Annotated in this window: 14 protein-coding genes; 9 read left to right on the top strand and 5 right to left on the bottom strand. The window is 72.4% G+C overall.

The genetic code is table 11. From position 1 onward, the window contains the following. Nucleotides 1-693: a response regulator transcription factor gene (locus B5F85_RS09075; RefSeq protein WP_087316525.1), complete on the bottom strand. Its 693-nt coding sequence runs from the start codon at nucleotides 691-693 to the stop codon at nucleotides 1-3. A 78-nt stretch (nucleotides 694-771) separates the two neighbouring features. Then, the gene (locus B5F85_RS09070; RefSeq protein ID WP_087316523.1) at nucleotides 772-1,392 is read right to left on the bottom strand and encodes a SprT family zinc-dependent metalloprotease; all 621 of its coding nucleotides are present in this window, start codon (nucleotides 1,390-1,392) and stop codon (nucleotides 772-774) included. 409 nt (nucleotides 1,393-1,801) lie between these two features. Between B5F85_RS09070 and B5F85_RS09065 the strand changes: the two genes are divergently transcribed. The 7 genes from B5F85_RS09065 to B5F85_RS09035 all read left to right on the top strand — a co-directional run bounded on the left by B5F85_RS09065 (nucleotide 1,802) and on the right by B5F85_RS09035 (nucleotide 11,695). Beyond that, nucleotides 1,802-5,014, top strand: coding sequence for an ABC transporter ATP-binding protein/permease (locus B5F85_RS09065; protein ID WP_087316521.1), 3,213 nt, complete (start codon nucleotides 1,802-1,804; stop codon nucleotides 5,012-5,014). A gap of 130 nt (nucleotides 5,015-5,144) precedes the next feature. After that, nucleotides 5,145-5,537 carry a hypothetical protein gene (locus tag B5F85_RS09060; RefSeq protein ID WP_087316519.1) on the top strand — a complete coding sequence of 131 codons (393 nt, stop codon included), beginning with the start codon at nucleotides 5,145-5,147 and terminating at the stop codon, nucleotides 5,535-5,537. Between the two features lie 14 nt (nucleotides 5,538-5,551). Continuing rightward, nucleotides 5,552-6,400, top strand: a complete 849-nt coding sequence (locus B5F85_RS09055) for a protein phosphatase 2C domain-containing protein (RefSeq protein WP_087316517.1) — start codon at nucleotides 5,552-5,554, stop codon at nucleotides 6,398-6,400. A 118-nt stretch (nucleotides 6,401-6,518) separates the two neighbouring features. Further along, the gene (gene priA / locus B5F85_RS09050) at nucleotides 6,519-8,822 is read left to right on the top strand and encodes a primosomal protein N' (RefSeq protein ID WP_087316516.1); all 2,304 of its coding nucleotides are present in this window, start codon (nucleotides 6,519-6,521) and stop codon (nucleotides 8,820-8,822) included. A 32-nt stretch (nucleotides 8,823-8,854) separates the two neighbouring features. After that, nucleotides 8,855-9,406, top strand: coding sequence for a peptide deformylase (gene def / locus B5F85_RS09045; RefSeq protein ID WP_087316514.1), 552 nt, complete (start codon nucleotides 8,855-8,857; stop codon nucleotides 9,404-9,406). A gap of 51 nt (nucleotides 9,407-9,457) precedes the next feature. Next, on the top strand, nucleotides 9,458-10,372 hold the full coding sequence (gene fmt / locus B5F85_RS09040; RefSeq protein WP_087316549.1) for a methionyl-tRNA formyltransferase: 915 nt from the start codon (nucleotides 9,458-9,460) through the stop codon (nucleotides 10,370-10,372). After that, nucleotides 10,373-11,695 carry a transcription antitermination factor NusB gene (locus B5F85_RS09035; RefSeq protein WP_087316512.1) on the top strand — a complete coding sequence of 441 codons (1,323 nt, stop codon included), beginning with the start codon at nucleotides 10,373-10,375 and terminating at the stop codon, nucleotides 11,693-11,695. Nucleotides 11,696-11,734: 39 nt separating this feature from the next. Here the strand turns inward: B5F85_RS09035 and B5F85_RS09030 are convergent, their stop codons facing one another. Genes B5F85_RS09030 through B5F85_RS09020 form a run of 3 tightly spaced genes read right to left on the bottom strand, consistent with a single transcriptional unit; the run spans nucleotide 11,735 to nucleotide 15,964 of the window. Beyond that, nucleotides 11,735-12,397 carry an HAD family phosphatase gene (locus B5F85_RS09030; RefSeq protein ID WP_087316510.1) on the bottom strand — a complete coding sequence of 221 codons (663 nt, stop codon included), beginning with the start codon at nucleotides 12,395-12,397 and terminating at the stop codon, nucleotides 11,735-11,737. Nucleotides 12,398-12,404: 7 nt separating this feature from the next. Next, the gene (locus B5F85_RS09025; RefSeq protein WP_087316508.1) at nucleotides 12,405-14,636 is read right to left on the bottom strand and encodes a tetratricopeptide repeat protein; all 2,232 of its coding nucleotides are present in this window, start codon (nucleotides 14,634-14,636) and stop codon (nucleotides 12,405-12,407) included. A gap of 38 nt (nucleotides 14,637-14,674) precedes the next feature. Beyond that, the gene (locus tag B5F85_RS09020; RefSeq protein ID WP_087316506.1) at nucleotides 14,675-15,964 is read right to left on the bottom strand and encodes a DUF1015 family protein; all 1,290 of its coding nucleotides are present in this window, start codon (nucleotides 15,962-15,964) and stop codon (nucleotides 14,675-14,677) included. 136 nt (nucleotides 15,965-16,100) lie between these two features. Between B5F85_RS09020 and B5F85_RS09015 the strand changes: the two genes are divergently transcribed. Both B5F85_RS09015 and B5F85_RS09010 read left to right on the top strand, forming a co-directional pair. After that, nucleotides 16,101-16,772: an HAD hydrolase-like protein gene (locus B5F85_RS09015; RefSeq protein ID WP_087316504.1), complete on the top strand. Its 672-nt coding sequence runs from the start codon at nucleotides 16,101-16,103 to the stop codon at nucleotides 16,770-16,772. A 169-nt stretch (nucleotides 16,773-16,941) separates the two neighbouring features. After that, on the top strand, nucleotides 16,942-17,283 hold the full coding sequence (locus tag B5F85_RS09010; RefSeq protein WP_087316502.1) for a hypothetical protein: 342 nt from the start codon (nucleotides 16,942-16,944) through the stop codon (nucleotides 17,281-17,283). The last annotated feature ends 3 nt before the right edge of the window (nucleotides 17,284-17,286 follow it).

Below are 17,286 nucleotides of genomic sequence, written 5' to 3'. Positions count from 1 at the left end.
CTAGCCCTCGTCGCCCGCGCGATAGCCCAGGCCGCGCACCGTGACGATGAGCGAGGGCTCCGCGGGGTCGTCCTCAAGCTTGTCGCGCAGGCGCTTGATGTAGACCGAGAGCGTGTTCTCCTCAACGTAGGCGCCCGCGTCGTCCCAGAGGGCCTCGCGCATCATGTCGCGCGTGACCAGGCGTCCCGCGTTCTTGGCGAACAGAAGGAGCAGGCGGTACTCGAGGGCGGAGAGCACGACCTCGCGGCCGTCCTTCTCGACGTGCGCGCGGTCCGGGTCGATGGTGACGCGGCCCAGCCGCAGGACGGCGCGCTCGGGCCGAGCGCGGCGGATCGCCGCCTGGATGCGCGCCACGAGCTCGCGCGGGCGGAAGGGCTTGGCCACGTAGTCGTCGGCCCCCATCGAGAGGCCGGTCACGGTGTTGAGCTCGTCGTCGGCCGCGGTGAGAAAGATCACGGGAACGCTCGGGGTGACGGACTTGATGGCGTTGCACACCGCAAACCCGTTGCCCTGCGCGAGCGTCAGGTCCACGAGCGCGAGCGCGTATTCGGTCCCGTGCGCCGTGGCCAGGGCGACGGCTCCCGTCTGGGTGGGGGAGGAGTCGACGACAAATCCCTCGTTGGCCAGAAGCTCCGAGAGGCCCTCCACGATCAGCGGGTCGTCCTCGGCGAGCAGTATGCGGAGCTGATGCATGGTCCTCCCTTCGTCGTGCCTTGAGTATAGGGGCCAAGACGGGTGCGGTCCCGTGACGCTTTCGTCACACGGGCGCCCTCATGCGACGCGACACGCCTCTCGGGCGGGGCGGCGCAGGATGGCGCGCGCGGCCGCCTCGTCGGGGTACGCGCGGGAGAGGAGCTCGTGGAACCGTGCGTCGTGGCTCGGCTCCAGGAGGTGCGTGAGCTCGTGGGCCACGACGTAGTCGAGGCAGGTCGGCGGGAAGGCGGCAAGCCGCACGTTGACGCGGATGCGCCCGGTGCGCGGCGTGCACGACCCCCAGCGCGTCTTCATGTCGCGAAGCTGCCAGCCGCTCGCCCGAACGTCGAGCGCCGCCTCCATGCGCGCCGCGACCTCGGGCAGCCGTGCCGCAAGCTCGGCGCGGTAGAGCTCGTCGGGGGAGGAGCCTGTGGGAAGCGCCGCGAGCTCGCCCCAGAGCGGGATCAGCCCGTCGCACGGCTCCGCGTCGCGCTCCGTCCGGCGCGCGACGTGCTCGCGCAGCCACGTCTCGTGCTCGTCGAGGAAGCGCTGCGCCTCCGCGAGCGGGCAGCGCCAGGGGACGCTCAGATGCGCCGACCCGTCCGCGCGCACCCGCAGGTTGAGTCGTCGCACGCGCTTGCGCTCCACCTCGACGGGGATGCTGCCCGCCTGAAGCGTGTATGTCCTCCCGGCGTTCATGCGGGCATTGTAGCGCGCCCTCCGGAATCGGGCCCCGTCGGGCCCGACGATCGCGCCGCGCGAGGGGGTGGGGTGCACTTTTGACGTTCAGTCCATATTGGAGCGACCGGCTCGACAAAATCTCGCTTCGATCCATGGTTTTCTGGGCCCGATGGCCAGCCAATGATCAATAAACTGTATGAAATTAACGGACCATATTATGGACCGGCCTCGAGTCGGCTTAAGGACGCCCAAATCGCATGGATCGAAGCGAGGTTTTGTCGGAGCGTCGCCGACAAAATGGATCGAACGCGGATTTTGCATGGCCTGCGCGCGCCGTGCGTCCTCGGCGAGGCAGTTTAGGCCGTTTGGGACTACCCCGGGGCCCGTTTGGGTACCATGTGATGGTTTATGGCCGTCTGGAGGACCCGTGCTCGAGCTCAAGGACATCTGCAAGCGCTACGTGACGGACTCGTTCACCCAGGTTGCGCTCGACCACGTCTCCGTCGCCTTCCGCGACAACGAGTTCGTGGCCGTGCTCGGCCCCTCGGGCTCCGGCAAGACCACGATGCTCAACATCGTGGGCGGCCTCGATCACTTTGACGACGGCGACCTCGTCATCGACGGCATCTCCACCCGCGAGTACCGCGACCGGGACTGGGACACCTACCGCAACAACCGCATCGGCTTCGTGTTCCAGAGCTACAACCTCATCCCGCACCAGACGATCCTCGCCAACGTGGAGCTCGCGCTCACGCTCTCGGGCGTGGGCCGCGCCGAGCGCCGTCGCCGGGCCCTGGACGCCCTCGCGCGCGTGGGCCTCGCCGACCATGTGAACAAGCGCCCGAGTCAGCTCTCCGGCGGCCAGATGCAGCGCGTCGCCATCGCGCGCGCCCTGATCAACGACCCGGAGATCCTGCTCGCCGACGAGCCCACGGGCGCCCTCGACTCCGCCACCTCGGTCCAGGTCATGGACCTCCTCAAAGAGGTCGCCCAGGACCGGCTCGTCGTCATGGTCACGCACAACCCCGAGCTCGCGCGCCAGTACGCCACCCGTATCGTAGAGCTGCGCGACGGCCGCATCACCGCGGACTCCGACCCGCTCGACCCCGACGCGGTCCCGCGCCGCGAGGCCAAGCGGGCGCGCCGCACCTCTATGAGCTTCCTCACGGCGCTCGGGCTCTCGTTCAACAACCTCATGACCAAGAAGGGCCGCACCATCATGACGGCCTTCGCGGGCTCGATCGGTATCATCGGCATCGCGGCGATCCTCGCCCTCGCAAACGGCGTGAACGGCTACATCGCCAAGGTCGAGGAGGACACCCTCTCGAGCTACCCGCTCTCCATCTCCAAGCAGAGCATGGACCTCTCCGGCATGCTCACCGCAGACGGCGGCTCGGACGCGGAGAGCGCCGGCGATAACGACCCCGACCAGATCCCCGAGTTCATGATGCTCACGGACATGTTCGCCTCCGTGGGCTCCAACGACCTCTCCGGGCTCAAGTCCTACCTCGAGGCCAACCCCGACGACCTGGACGGCTACGTCAACGCCATCCAGTACGACTACGGGCTCACGCCGCTCGTCTTCGAGGCGGACACCTCCGACGGGCCGGTCCAGCTCAACCCCAACGCGCTCGGGTCGACGATGACCGGCGGCGCCTCCGGCACGGCCATGGCCGGCATGTCGACCGGCGGCATGTCCGTCTTCAACGAGATGATCGACGACCAGGAGCTCCTCGAGTCCCAGTACGACGTCGTCGCCGGCCGCTGGGCAACGCAGGCCGACGAGTGCGTGCTCGTGCTCACGCAGAGCGGGCGCATCTCGGACTACACGCTCTACGGCATCGGCGTGCTCGACCCCGCCGAGCTCACCCAGATGGTGACGACGGCCATGAGCGGCACGGCGGGGGAGACCGACATCGAGCACGAGGAGGTCGACTTCACCTACGACGACGCCCTCGCCCTCTCCTTCAAGGTGATCAGCCCCGCCGACGAGTACCGCGCCAACGCCGAGACCGGCGGCTGGACGGACATGTCCTCGGACGAGCAGTTCATGGTCGAGGTGGTGCAAAACGGTCTGGACCTGCACGTGGTGGGCGTCGTGCGTCCCAACGAGTCCTCCGACGCCAAGGCGCTCTCCGCTGGCATCGCCTACACTCACGGCCTCACCGAGGCCCTCATGGAGCGCGCGGTGGGCTCCGAGATCGTCCGGCAGCAGCTCGCCAACCCCGAGACCGACGTCTTCACCGGCAAGAGCTTCTCCACGCTCCAGGAGGAGGCCCGCAAGGGCGTGGACCTAGAGAGCCTCTTTACGGTGGACGAGCAGCGCCTGCGCTCGGCCTTCTCCTTCGACACGAGCGGGCTCTCGGCAGCCTTCGACCCCTCCGGCATCGACCTCTCAGGCATCTCCGTCGACCTCTCGAGCGTGGCGAGCTCGGTCGACGTGGAGTCGCTCGTCGCCGGCGCCCCCTCGCCGGACTTCTCCTCGATCCTCGAGGAGGCCCTGACCGACCCGCCGGTCACCCTCGAGCAGCTCGAGGAGGCCGCGCGCCTGGGCGGGGAGCTCACGGGCGGCTTCGTCCGGTGGTGGGGCGAGAACGCGGGGGCCCTCGACCCGAACGACCCTGCCTTCGTTCAGAGTGTCGTCGACCTGCTTGGCCAGTATCTCGAGACCGAGGAGGCGCAGGCGCTCCTCGCCCAGATCGACGCCGTGGCGGGCCAGCCCGTGCGCGAGCGCGTGGAGAAGATCGTGTCCGACTACGTGTCGGGCGAGCTGGCGCCCTACCTCCAGTCCTTCCTCCAGAGCATGTCCTCCCAGATCGGCTCGGCGATCTCCGCTCAGCTCCAGTCGGCCATCTCGCAGGTCCTGAGCAGCTACGCGAGCCAGGTGGCGGGTGGCCTCTCGAGCCTGAGGGACGCCTTCACCGTGGACGCCGAGACGCTCGCGTCCTCCATCCACTTCAACATGGACGCCGAGGACCTGGCCTCGCTCATGGAGAGCTACGCCAACGCGAGCCAGCTCACCTATGACAACAACCTCCAGACGCTCGGCTACGCCACGCCGGACGACCCGGCCGCCATCGAGGTCTACCCCAAGGACTTCGAGGCCAAGGAGCGCGTGCTCGACGTCATCGAGGCCTACAACGACGAGCAGCGCGCCGCGGGCAACGACGACGCGGTGATCACCTACACCGACTACATGGGCGTCATCATGGGCAGCGTGACCGACATCGTGAACATGATCTCGCTCGTGCTCATCGCCTTCGTGAGCATCTCGCTCGTGGTGAGCTCGATCATGATCGGCATCATCACCTACATCTCGGTGCTCGAGCGCAAGAAGGAGATCGGCATCCTGCGCGCGATCGGCGCCTCGAAGGGCAACGTCGCGAGCGTGTTCAACGCCGAGACCTTCATCGAGGGGCTCATCTCGGGCGTCTTTGCCATCGTCATCGTGGTGGCGGTCTCCGTGCCCGTGAACGCGTGGGTGCTCGCGGACTTTGACGTCGAGAACATCATGAGCCTGCCGTGGACGTCGGCGGCCGTGCTGGTGGTCATCTCCGTCGCGCTGACGCTCGTGGCCGGCCTCATCCCGTCGAGCGCCGCCAGCCGTCGCGACCCCGTCGAGGCCCTGCGCAGCGAGTAGCGCGCTGCGGCGCCGTGACAATTGGGACAGGTTGGATTGTCACAGGCTTTCGGCGTGACAATCCAACCTGTCCCAATTGTCACGCCGCCGCAGGACTATGCTAGAGAGGTCGCGGACGAGAGGAGCGCACATGCTGCAGCGGGACTACATCCTGGAGATCGTGGGGCAGTTCGTTGAGGGGGTGTCCGACGCCTTTCGGCGGGCCGTCTCCGGCGACGTCACGGGCGCCGCGGACGTCGAGCGTCAGATCGGCGAGCTGCTCGACCTCGACGCCTCGACGGCGCTCGCCCTCGCGCCCGACTCGCTCGTGACGATGATGCTGCTCTCGGGCATGGGCGACTCCGTCGCGAGCTACGTGTGCTACGCCCTCGAGCGCCTGTCCGGGCTCTATGAGCGCGAGGGCGACGAGGACCTCGCCGGCCTGCGCCGCATCCAGGCCCGCGCCGTGGCGGAGTCGTTTAGCTGCGACCCCGCGGACGTCCCCGCCGAGCTCGCCGCCCTCGACGCCGAGCTCTTCTCGTAGCGCGGGCCGCCCCCATGGGCCGGTTCTTCTTTCTGAGCGACCGCGGCAACGCCGCCAACGAGGACTTCGCGCGCGCCACGGAGCGCTACGGCGTCGTCATCGACGGGGCGTCGGGCCTCGCCGGCGAGCCGCTCTTCCAGGACCGCTTTTCCACCAACGCGCAGTGGCTCGCCCATGCGGTGGGCGAGCGCGTCTGCGAGGCCCTGGACGCCGGCGCGGACGGTCGCGCGTCGCTCGAGGGCGCCGTCGCCGCGGCCCGTGCGGAGCTCGAGCGCGCGCTCGGAGGGCCCGTGGCGGGCATGGACCCGCTCGCCGTCCCCTCCGCGACGCTCGCCCTGGCCGTGGCCGGCCCCGGGACCGTCGAGCTCTACGGGCTCGGGGACTCGCCGCTTCTCGCCCTCACGCGCGACGGGCGCCTGCTCGTCTCGACCGACGAGGAGCTCGAGGCGCTCGACGCCCGGGCCGTGGCGCTCATGTCCGAGCGCGACCCGTGGGGCCGGCTCTCGGGCCCCGAGCGACGGCGGCTCGTCGACGACGTCATCCGCGCCAATCGGCTCCTGCGCAACGTCGAGGGCGGCTACTGGTGCCTCGACCCCACGGGCGACGGCCTCGCGCACCTGCGCCGCCTCTCGCTCCCGCGCGACGAGCTGTCCGCGGTGGCGGGCCTCACCGACGGGCTCTGGCGCGCCTTCGACCTCTTCGGCGTCGCCGACGCGGCCGCCGAGCTCGGCTCGCTCACGCCGCGGCGCGCCCGCGCGGTGCTCGCGCGCCTTCGCGAGCTCGAGGCAGACGACCCTGACTACCGGCGCTTCCCCCGCCTCAAGCGCTCCGACGACGCGAGCATGTTCTGGCTCGGGCTCTGAGCGCGGCGCGGGCCCGGCGCCCGCGCGCGGGGCGCTCGGCTACAATCAAGGGTCCAGCGAAGACAACTTCGGGCGAGAAGTTCGGGCGAGAAGAACGGCGAGAAGGACGGGGGCTGCCATGCGCTACGCGAGCATCGCGCTCGATATACCCACGCGCGCGCTCGACGGGACCTTCTCCTATGCCGTGCCCGAGGCGCTCGCGCAGGACGTGGCCGTCGGGGCCACGGTGCTCGTGTCCTTCTCGCATCGCCTGGCCGTCGGCTACGTGATGGGGGTGTCGGAGGAGGCGCCCGAGGGCGTCGACCCCGGCAGGCTGCTCCCCGTCGAGCAGGTCCTCGCGCCGCCGGCCTTCGACGAGGCGTCGGCGCGCCTCGCGTCCTGGATGGCGGGGGAGTACGCCTGCCCGCTCTGCGAGGCGGTGCGCCCGTTTCTGGCGCCCGGTCAGAAGGTGCGCGTCACCCGCCCCTCCGAGGACGCCCCCTGGGAGCTCGTCTGCGAGCGCGCCGGCGCGGTCGACGCCCGCTGGGCGGCGCTGACGCCCTCCGCCAACGACTACGTCCCGCCCCGCACGGCGTCGCGCCAGCGCGCCGTGATCGAGGCGCTCCGGCAGGGGCCGCAGCGCGTCTCGGAGCTCTCGGCCACCATCCCGGGCGCCTCGAGCGCCGTCTCCTCCCTCGCGCGGCGCGGCGTCGTCGCCGTCGAGACCCGGCGCGTCCTGCGCGGCGGCGAGGGCACCACGCTCTCCTCGGCGCAGGCCCCCCGACCCGATCGCCTCACCGCGGGGCAGCTCGCCGCCCTCTCCGCCATCGACGAGGCCCGCGAGGCGGCCCGCGGCGACGTGGTGCTCGTGGACGGCGTCACCGGCTCGGGCAAGACCGAGGTCTACCTCGCCGCCATCGAGCGCGCCCTCGCCGCCGGCCGCGGAGCGCTGGTCTTGGTGCCGGAGATCTCGCTCACGGCGCAGACCGTGGGACGCTTCCGCAGCCGCTTCGGCGACGACGTGGCGGTGCTCCACTCGCGCCTCTCGGCCGGCGAGCGCTTCGACCAGTGGGACCTCGTGCGCGCCGGGCGCGCCCGCGTGGTCGTGGGCGCGCGCTCGGCGCTCTTCGCCCCGCTCGCCGACCCCGGCCTCATCATCATCGACGAGGAGCACGAGGGCTCCTACAAGCAGGACAAGTCCCCGCGCTACCACGCCCGCGAGGTCGCGGCGCGCATGGCGGCCGAGCGCGGCTGCGCGCTCGTGCTGGGGTCGGCCACCCCCTCGCTCGAGAGCCTGCGGCGCTGCCGGGAGGGGGTCTTTCGCGACGCGCGCTGGAGGCGCGTCGAGATGCCCGAGCGACCCGCCGGGGCGGCGCTTCCCAGGGTCACGGTCGTCGACATGGCCGAGCAGTTCCGCGGGGGCGGGCGGTCGATCTTCTCGGCCCCGCTCGCCGAGGCCCTCAGGGGCGTGGCGCGGCGCCGCGAGAAGGCGGTGCTCATGCTTAACCGCCGCGGCTTCGCGAACTTCCTCATGTGTCGCGAGTGCGGCTGCGTGCCCGAGTGCCCGCACTGCTCCACGGCGCTCACCTATCACGAGCGAACCCACGCCCTCGTCTGCCACACCTGCGGGCGCGCCTGGCCCGTCCGCGCCTTCCCCGACCCCTCCACGAGCTGCCCCAGCTGCGGCAGCCGCTATCTCGCCGCCTTTGGCGTGGGCACCCAGCGCGTCGAGGACGAGCTCGCGATGCTTCTGCCCGAGGGCGTCGAGATCATCCGCATGGACGCGGACACCACGCGAGAGAAGGGCGCCCACCAGCGGCTGCTCGAGCGCTTCGACGCCGCAGAGTGCGCCGTGCTCGTGGGCACGCAGATGATCGCCAAGGGGCTCGACTTCCCCGAGGTCACGCTCGTGGGCGTCGTCAACGCCGACACCATGCTCAAGCTGCCGGACTTCCGCGCCGCCGAGCGCACCTACGACCTGCTCGAGCAGGTGGCGGGGCGCGCTGGGCGCGGGGGGCGCCCGGGCGAGGTCATCGTGCAGACCTACTGGGCGACGCACCCCGCCATGCGGGCGGTGGCCGCCCACGACCGCGCCGTCTTCCTCGACGCCGAGCTCGCCGAGCGCGCCGAGGCCTCCTACCCGCCCTTCTCGCGCCTCTCCAACGTCGTGGTCTGGGGCCGCTCCGAGCGCGGCGTCCGCGCCGCGACCGACGAGCTCGCCCGCGCCGTGCGCGAGCGGCTGGGGGAGGCGCCCGGCTGGGAGGTCCTGGGCCCCGCGGACTGCGTGAAGGCCCGGGTGAAGGACCAGACGCGGCGCCACCTCATGGTCAAGGCGCCCGTCGACGCGGACCCCGGCGCGCTTCTCGGCGCGTGCGTGGGCTCGCTCGGGCGGCTTCGGGGTATTAACATTGCAGTGGACATCGACGCCTACGACATGCTGTAGGTAGACCCGGCCTGTGCCGGGAAGGAGGAACCATGAACGAGCTCAAGCAGATCGTGCTCTCGCCGGACCCGCGCCTGTCCCAGGAGTGCGCCCCGGTCGAGAAGATCGACGACGAGGTGCGCGCGCTCGCCAAGCGCATGCTCAAGATCATGTACGCCGCCGAGGGCTGCGGCCTGGCGGGCCCGCAGATCGGCGAGATGCGCCAGATCGTGGTCATCGACGTCGACTACGCCGGGCGCGGCAGCAAGAAGAACCCCTACGTGCTCATCAACCCCCGCGTCATCACGGCCGACGGCCCTGAGAAGGAGGGCTCCGAGGGGTGCCTGTCCTTCCCGGGCGTGAGCGTCAAGGTGAGCCGCCCGAGCCACGTGGTGGTGCAGGCGCTCGACCTCGACGGCGACCTCATGCAGTACGAGGCCGAGGGCGACCTCATGGCCGTGTGCCTGCAGCACGAGATCGACCACGTCCACGGCGTGACGATGTTCGACCACCTCACCCCGATGCGCCGCGCCGAGGCCGAGCGCGAGTACCAGGAGGCCCTCGCCGCCGGCGCCAAGCCGGGCGAGACCGAGGTCGCGGAGTAGGGGGCGCCCATGACGGACGAGAAGAGCGGGCGGGTCGCCGACGATCGCCGGCTGCGCGTGGTCTTCATGGGCACGCCCGACTTCGCGGTGCCCTCCCTCGAGGCGCTCGCCGCCGCGTGCGACGTGGCGCTCGTGCTCACGCGCCCGGACGCGGTGCGCGGCCGGGGGAGGGCGCTCGTGCCCTCGCCGGTCAAGGCGCGCGCGCTCGAGCTGGGGCTTGGCGTGCTCGAGGCAGCCCGCGTGACGCCCGAGGTCATGGAGGCCCTGCGCGCCGCCGCTCCCGACGTGATCTGCGTGGCCGCCTACGGCTGCATCCTGCCCGACGAGGTGCTCGGCCTCGCGCCCGCGGGCTGCGTGAACGTGCACGCGTCGCTGCTGCCGCGCTGGCGCGGGGCGGCGCCGATCCAGCGCTCGATCCTCGCCGGGGACGCCGAGACCGGCGTCTCCATCATGCGGATCGGCCACGGCGTGGACACGGGCGCCTTTTGCGCGCAGGCCTCCACTCCGGTGGGCGAGAAGAGCGCCGAGGAGCTCACTTCCGAGCTTGCGCGCATGGGAGCCGAGCTTCTGGTGGAGACGCTGCCCGCGGTGATGGACGGGACGGCGGAATGGGTCGAGCAGGACGAGGCGCTCGTCACGCACGCCGCCAAGATCGAGAAGTCCGAGCTCGCCCTCGACCCCGCGGACGCCGCGCGGGACAACGCCCTGCGCGTCCAGGCATCAGGTGACACCGCGCCGGCGCGCTGCGTCGTGGCTGGCCGCGGCGTGCGCGTCTGCGCCGCCCGCACGACCGCACCCGGTCCCGTCGCGGGCGAGGTCTCCGTCGCGCGCGGCCGCGTGCTGCTCGGCTGCGCCGACGGGGCGCTCGAGCTCGCTCGCGTCAAGCCTGACGGCAAGCGTGAGATGGACGCCTCCGCCTGGGCGGCTGGGCTTCGCGGCGACGGCATCCGCTGGGAGCGCGTCTAGATGGCGCGCGCCACGGCGGCAAGGAGCCTCGCGCTCTTCCTGCTGGGGGAGCGGAGGCGCCGCGACGCGCGCGCACGCGACCTGCTGCGCGGCTCGTCGGAGCTCGACGCGCTGGCGGAGCGCGACCGCGGCCTCGTGACGCGCCTCGTGCTCGGGGCCACCGCCGCCAGCGGCGCGCTCGACGCCGCGATCGACGCACACCTTCGCCGCGGCGCCCGTCTGGAGCCGCGCGTGCGCGACGCCCTGAGGCTCGCCGCCTTCGAGCTCCTGTACCTCGACGGCCGCGCCGACGTCTGCGTGAGCCAGGGCGTCGAGCTCGTGCGCGGCGTCGCGCCGCGCGCCGCCGGGCTCGCAAACGCCGTGCTGAGGCGGGTGGCGGAGGAGGACGCGCCTGCACTGGGGGCCGCGCGCCGGCGCGTCTCAGAGGGGACCTTCGACGCCTCTGACCTCGCGCTCGTCGGTGCCCTGCCCGAGTGGCTCTGTTCGGCCGCGCTCGTCTCCCTCGGCCGCGACGGGGCCGCCGCCTGGGCGGCGGGCGCGCTCGAGCCCGTCGGGGCCTGGGTGGCCTCCAATCGCGCCCGTGCGGAAGCGGGGCAGTCCCCTCTTCGCGCGCTGCGTGAGGCGGGCTGCGACCCCGAGCCGGGGCCGCTGCCGGGATCGTTTCTGCTGGGCTCGCCGTCGCGCCTCGCGTCCTCCGGCCTCGTCGAGCGCGTGCGCGTCATCCCGTGCGACCTCGCCGCCCAGGAGGTCGCGCTCGCCGCGGCGCCCGCGCCCGGGAGCCGCGTCCTCGAGGTCGGGCAGGGGCGCGGCACCAAGACGTTGCTGCTCGAGGGCGCCGCCTGCGCCGCGGGCGGTCCGTGCGAGATCGTCGCCGTCGAGGTCGGCCCGCGCAAGTCGGAGCTCGCGGCGCGCCGCATGGAGGCGGCGGGCGTCGCCGGCCACGTGCGCTGCGTCTGCGCCGACGGCCGCGCGCTCGGAGACGAGCTGGGCCTCTTTGACCTCGTCTTTCTCGACGCGCCCTGCACCGGCACGGGCACGCTCGCGCGCCATCCCGAGATCGCGTGGTCGCTTTCGCCGGATGCCGCGCACGAGCTCGCCGCCCTGCAGCGCGAGCTTCTCGCATCCGCCGCGAGACGCGTGGCGCCGGGCGGGCGCCTGGTCTACGCGACCTGCTCGGTCCTCGCCGAGGAGGACGAGCGCGTGGTCGAGGCGCTTCTCGCCTGTCCCGCGGGGGAGGGCCTCGAGCTCGTGCGGGCCGGCAGGACGCCGCTGCGCCCCGGCTGCGACACGCACTTCCACGCCGAGCTCCGTCGCGTCAGCTAGCGCGCTGTCGTCAAGGGGGCTGCCGAGAGGGGCGCGCCCTCAGCCGGCGAGCCCCTCCCAGCCCTCAATCGCGGCGTCCGCCTCGCGGGCGAGCTCGCCCCAAGGCTGGCGCGGGTCCTCGCTGCGCACGGCGACGGCGCGCATCCCCGCCCGGTGCGCGGAGAGCGTGCCGGCCAGGATGTCCTCGAAGACCGCGCATCCCTCCGGGCGCGCCCCCAGCCTCCGGGCGGCCTCGAGGTAGATGTCGGGGTGGTCTTTGCCGCGCGCGACCTCGCGCCCGCAGACGACCTCGTCAAAGAGGTCGTACACGTCCACATGCCGCATTGCCCCCAGGACGTGCGGGTCGTTGGTGGTCGCCAGCGCGAGCGGGATCCCCGCCGCGCGCAGGGCGCGCAGGTAGCCCTCGGCCCCCGGGCGCAGGCGGACCTCGGTCTCGTAGAGCGCGGCGCCGAGGCGGTTCCACTCGTCGACGATGTCGGAGACCTCGTCCTTCAGGCGGTAGCGCTCCACGCACCACTGGGCGCCCGCGGCAAACCCGAGGGTCGCGAGCATGACCGAGGCGTCCTCGTCAAACTCGAGGCCGCGGGAGGAGAAGAAGATCTCGTCGACCCGACGCCACAGGTGCCAGGTCTCCGCGAGCGTCCCGTCGAAGTCAAAGATCGCGGCCGAGAAGGACGGCGGCCAGAGTCGCACGGTCGTCATGCCCCCATCACCGGTCCGGCTCCTCCTCGAGCGAGCGGTAGACGCCGTAGGTCACGTCGTCGCGCGCGACGGTGCACAGCGCCCTCACGAGGCTGCGCGCGACGCCGAAGAGCTCGGCGTCGGTGGCGGCGCGGGCGGCGTCGAGCAGCGTTGTCATGACCTCCTCCGTGGGCGCGAGCGGGATGCCCGCCGCGACGAGGACCGAGTCCGCCTGCTCGGGCGTGAGCTCGCCGCCGGCCGAGGCGCCCACGTGCCCGATGAGCGCGACGACGGCGAGCCCGGCGACGAGGGCGGGCGCGCCGAGGTGGCGGGTCGCGCGCTGGTAGCACGCCTGGGCCGCGAGCACGCGCCCGCGCTGCCACTGGAGCTGGGCCATCTGCAGATAGCCCACGCCCACCGACTCCGCGTCGTGGGCGAACGAGAGGAGCCGGGCGAGCTCCTGCTCGGCGCCGTCGAGGTCGCCCGCGGCCTCGAGGCACTGGGCGAGGTTGATCGTCGCCTGCGTGGAGACCGGGGACACCTCGCTCGCGCGCCGCGCGTGGGCGAGCGCGTCCTCGGCGCGGCCGCGCGCGAGGTCGCAGACGGCGGCGATCGTGTGCGCCTCGGGATAGGAGGCGGGGACGAGCGCGACGCGAGCGCCGGGCGGGGCGACGAGGCGGTTGTAGATGACGCGCTCGGCGTAGGAGCCAAAGGAGAGCCAGCGGGTCCCGTCCGCCCCGTCGAAGCTGCCGAGCCCGTCGACGGGCAGCAGCGCCTCCTCGGCGAGGCGTGCGGCGCCGTCGAGGTCGCGGGCGGCCAGGAGCTCGCGTGCGCGCCGCGTGCGGCGCGTGAGGTCGTCCCCCTCGACGAAGGCCTCCTCGATGGCGACGGGGTCGTCGGCGAGGGTCCCGGCGATCAGCGCGGTGACGCAGCGGTTGGCGGCGTCGATGACGTCGGCGCGCCCGGACGCGCGCGCGGCGCCGAGCAGGGCGCGGACGTTGGCCTCCGTGGAGCCCGAGAGCTCGCGGGAGAGCTCGCGCGCGACGGCGCGACGTGGCGTGGCTTCGTCGACGGCAAGCTCGCGCACCTGAGAGCACCCGAGCGCCGACGCCGCGGCGTCGGCGAGCCCGCGCTCCGAGAGCTCGGGCAGCTCGTGGCGGCTCGCGGGGCAGAGGAGTTCGTCATCGAGCGAGAAGCCCGGGGAGACGGGCGCCAGCGTGCGGTCACGCTCGTCGAGCGCGGCGCCCGCGTCGCGCAGCACGGCGAGAGGGTCGCGCACGTCGTCGAGGTCGAGCGACTCCACGAGGCCCCGCCCGAGGCGCGCCGAGTAGTAGCATGCGTGGCTCTTCGCGCCGTCGACGACGCCGGAGACCCAGACCTCGCGCAGCTGCGGGCACGCGGCGAGCGCATAGCCCGCGAGGAGCACGGCGAGACGGGCGTTGTAGTCGGTCGCGGCGCGACGGCGCATCTCGGAGGTGGCGGGCACGACGCCAAGGCCGTCGACGAAGGCGGTCTGCGGCCAGACGTCCGGGCTCACGAGGTCCACCTCGAACGCGGCGATCCCGAGGGCGACGTTGACCCGGAACCGCGCCGTGAGCCGGTGCGGGAGCCTGAGGGACTCGATACCCAGAGAGAGCGCCCGACGGACCTCCCACTCGCTCCGTGCGGGGGTCTCCGCCCGACCGGCGAGCTCGAGCGCCTGTGAGGTGATCGAGCGGGCGACGCGCTGCTCCACGCGGACGAGCTCCTCGATGGGAGCGTCGTTGACGTCGTCGATGACATGGCTCGCGAGCAGAGCGGCGTTGAGTGCGGCCTCGATGCGAAGGACCCGCGTCCGCGCGAGCTCCGGGACGCGCGGCTCGTCCACGCGCAGATAGAAGAGACCCGAGGCGCGCGGGCGCACGACGTGCATCGAGGGGAGGTCGACGTCGGTCTCGAGCAGTCCCGCCTCGACGAGCCTCGACGAGAGATGGACCTCGAGCGGGCTCGGTGGCAGCGTCTCGTCGCCGTCCGGCCGCGCGGACGCCTCGATGCGGGCGCGGACGTCGACGACGAAGCCGGCGAGAAGTGCCATCGGGTCGGGCGAGACCAGCAGCGTGTCAGAGAGCTCCTCGATGTCGAGCACGGTGGTGTTGCCGTCGCCCGCGCCCTCGGACGCGTCCGCGGCGAAGTCGACGGCGCCATCCTCGTCGTCGGTGCTCACGAGCGCCGCGAAGAGCCTGCCGAGCCTCCCGCGCTCGCCGTCGTTCGTCTCTGCCATGTCACCTCCCCTCGTCGGCCATCCCCTGCGGCACGCGGCTACTCGTCCTTCTCGGCCGGTCGCTTGCGACAGCCGTCGAGAATGCTGTTGCGGTGGCTGACGCGACGGATGAACAGGCCGCTTCTGAGCTTGGGCTCGAGCCAGGTCGACTTGGGGGGCATGAGGAGGCCGGCGTCGGAGACGGCCATGAGGTCGGCCATCGAGGTGGGGAAGAGCGTGAACGCCACGCCCCGCTCGCCCGCCCTGCGCTCGAGCTCGGCGGTGCCCTCGACGCCTCCCACGTAGCTTACGCGCGCGTCCTCGCGCGGGTCCCAGGCGCCCAGGACGGGCCCGAGGACGCGGTCCTGGAGGATCGAGGCGTCGAGCGCGCCGGCCGGGTCGTCCGGGCGCTCGCCCACGTAGGCGAGCTCGCGCCATGCGCCGAAGGCGTACATCCCAAAGCGCCCGCGCTCGCCCGGCTCGAAGGGCTCCTCGCGCCGCGGGCCGACGAGCATCCCCGCGGCCTCGAGCGCCGCCACGAGGCCCGGCTCGTCGAGGCCCGCCGTGTCGGCGACGACGCGCTGATACGGCTCGACGGTGAGCTGGCTTGCGGGGAACAGGGCGCAGAGCAGGTAGTTGTATGCCTCCTTGCCCGAGTGCGCCTCGCCGCCCTCGGTGCGCATGCGGCGGCAGACGCGGGCGGCCGCCGCGGCGCGGTGGTGCCCGTCGACGATGTAGGCGCACGGCACGTAGGCAAACATCGCGCGGAAGCTCTCGACCGCGGCGGGCCGGGCGACGCGCCAGACCGTGTGGCGAACGCCCCGATCGTCGGTGAAGTCGTAGAGGGGGTCCGAGAGCTTGGCCGCCTCCACGAGCGCCTCCATGACGGGGTTGTCTCGGTAGGCGAGAAACACCGGGCCGGTCTGGCAGCCGGTTGCCTCGATGTGGCGGACGCGGTCGTCCTCCTTCTCGGGGCGAGTGAGCTCGTGGCGGCGGACGATGCCGTTGGCGTAGTCGTCGAGCGCGCAGGCCGCGACGATGCCGGTCTGCTCGCGACCGGCCCTCACGAGCCGGTAGAGGTAGTAGCAGGGCGTTCCGTCGCGCAGGAGCGTGCCGTCCGCCACGCGGGCGGCGAGCAGGTCGTGGGCGCGCCGGTAGACCTCGTCGGCGTACATGTCCTGCTCGGGCGGGAAGGTCGACTCGGGCCGCTCGACGGCGAGAAACGACGACGGGTGGGCGGCGACGAAGGCGCTCGCGGACCCGCGGTCAAAGACGTCGTAGGGAAGCGACGAGAACTCCGCCGCGGACTCGGGGCGCGGGCGGTAGCAGGTGATGGGCTCGGCGTGCATGGATCCTCCTCGCGGGTGACGATTGAGCCATGATACCCCGAGCGCGTTTCGCGAGTGTGTCACGAAGCCGGCCCGCCCCCGCTCCCGCCCGGCCCGCGCGTGCTACCCTGTGAGCAGACGAGGAAAGGAGGCGCCCATGGCGCTCACGGGTGAGGACGTCACGGGCCGCGAGCTCGTGATCTTTGACTTCGACGGCACGCTTGCGGACACGGTGGCGGGCATCTGCGCCACGGCGCGCACGGTCCTTCTCGCCCACGGAGTCCCCGAGGGAGAGCTCGAGCGCGTGCCGCTCGTCATTGGCCCGCCCTTCCCGCAGGCCTTCAGCCTCGTCTTTGGGCTCTCCGAGGAGGAGGCCGCGCAGGTGACCGCCGAGTACCGCGCCATCTACCAGGGCCTCGGCCTCGAGGCATGGCCGCTGTACCCGGGCGTGCGCGAGCTTTTGGAGGACCTGCGCGCCGCGGGCCGGCGCCTTGCGGTGGCGTCCTCCAAGCGCGAGCAGCTCGTGGTGCGCGCCGTGGAGGACAACGGCGCCACCGGCCTGTTCGACCGCGTCTGCGGCAAGACCAACGACGCCGAGACGAGCAAGGCGTCGACCATCGCCCGCGTGATCGCGGAGCTGGGGCTCACCGCCGAAGACGCCGTCATGGTCGGCGACCGCCACCACGACGTCGACGCCGCGGCCGAGGTCGGCGTGGCCTGCGTGGGGGTCACCTACGGCGGGACCGCGGCGCCCGGCGAGCTCGAGGAGGCCGGGGCCTGCGCGGTGGCCGCCAGCGTCGACGAGCTGCGCCGTGTCCTTCTCGGCTGATCGCCGCCCCGCGCCCTGGTCGCGCCCGTCTCGCCCCGGGCGCCGCCGCCCACCGACGCCGGCGCGGCCTTCGCCTGTCGCCGAAATCACGCCTCAGCTAATGGGTAGAAGGGTCAGCATAGGGGGTGACGCGCCGGGCGTCTCCGGAACGAGAGAAAAGGAGCACACCATGTCTGAGTTCGATGTGACCGAGGGCCTGAAGAAGCTCTTCCTCGCGAGCGTGGGCGCCGTCGCCATGGGCGCCGAGAAGTCCCAGGAGGTCGTCGACGAGCTCGTCAAGAAGGGCGAGCTGACGGTCGAGCAGGGCAAGACGCTCAACCAGGAGCTCACCCGCAAGGCGCGCGAGGTCATCGACGGCACCGCCGAGAAGGCCCTGCGCTCCCGTCTCGAGGCCATGACGCCCGAGGAGCGCGCCGCCTACGCCGCCAAGGTGGCCGAGATCTCCGCCGACATCGACGCGCAGTCCGTGAAGGTCGACGTCGAGGAGAAGACCGAGGACGAGGCCGAGTAGGGG

This window comes from Olsenella sp. An293, assembly GCF_002159495.1.
Lineage (GTDB): Bacteria > Actinomycetota > Coriobacteriia > Coriobacteriales > Atopobiaceae > Thermophilibacter.
This window is presented reverse-complemented; position numbering and strand designations above follow the sequence as displayed.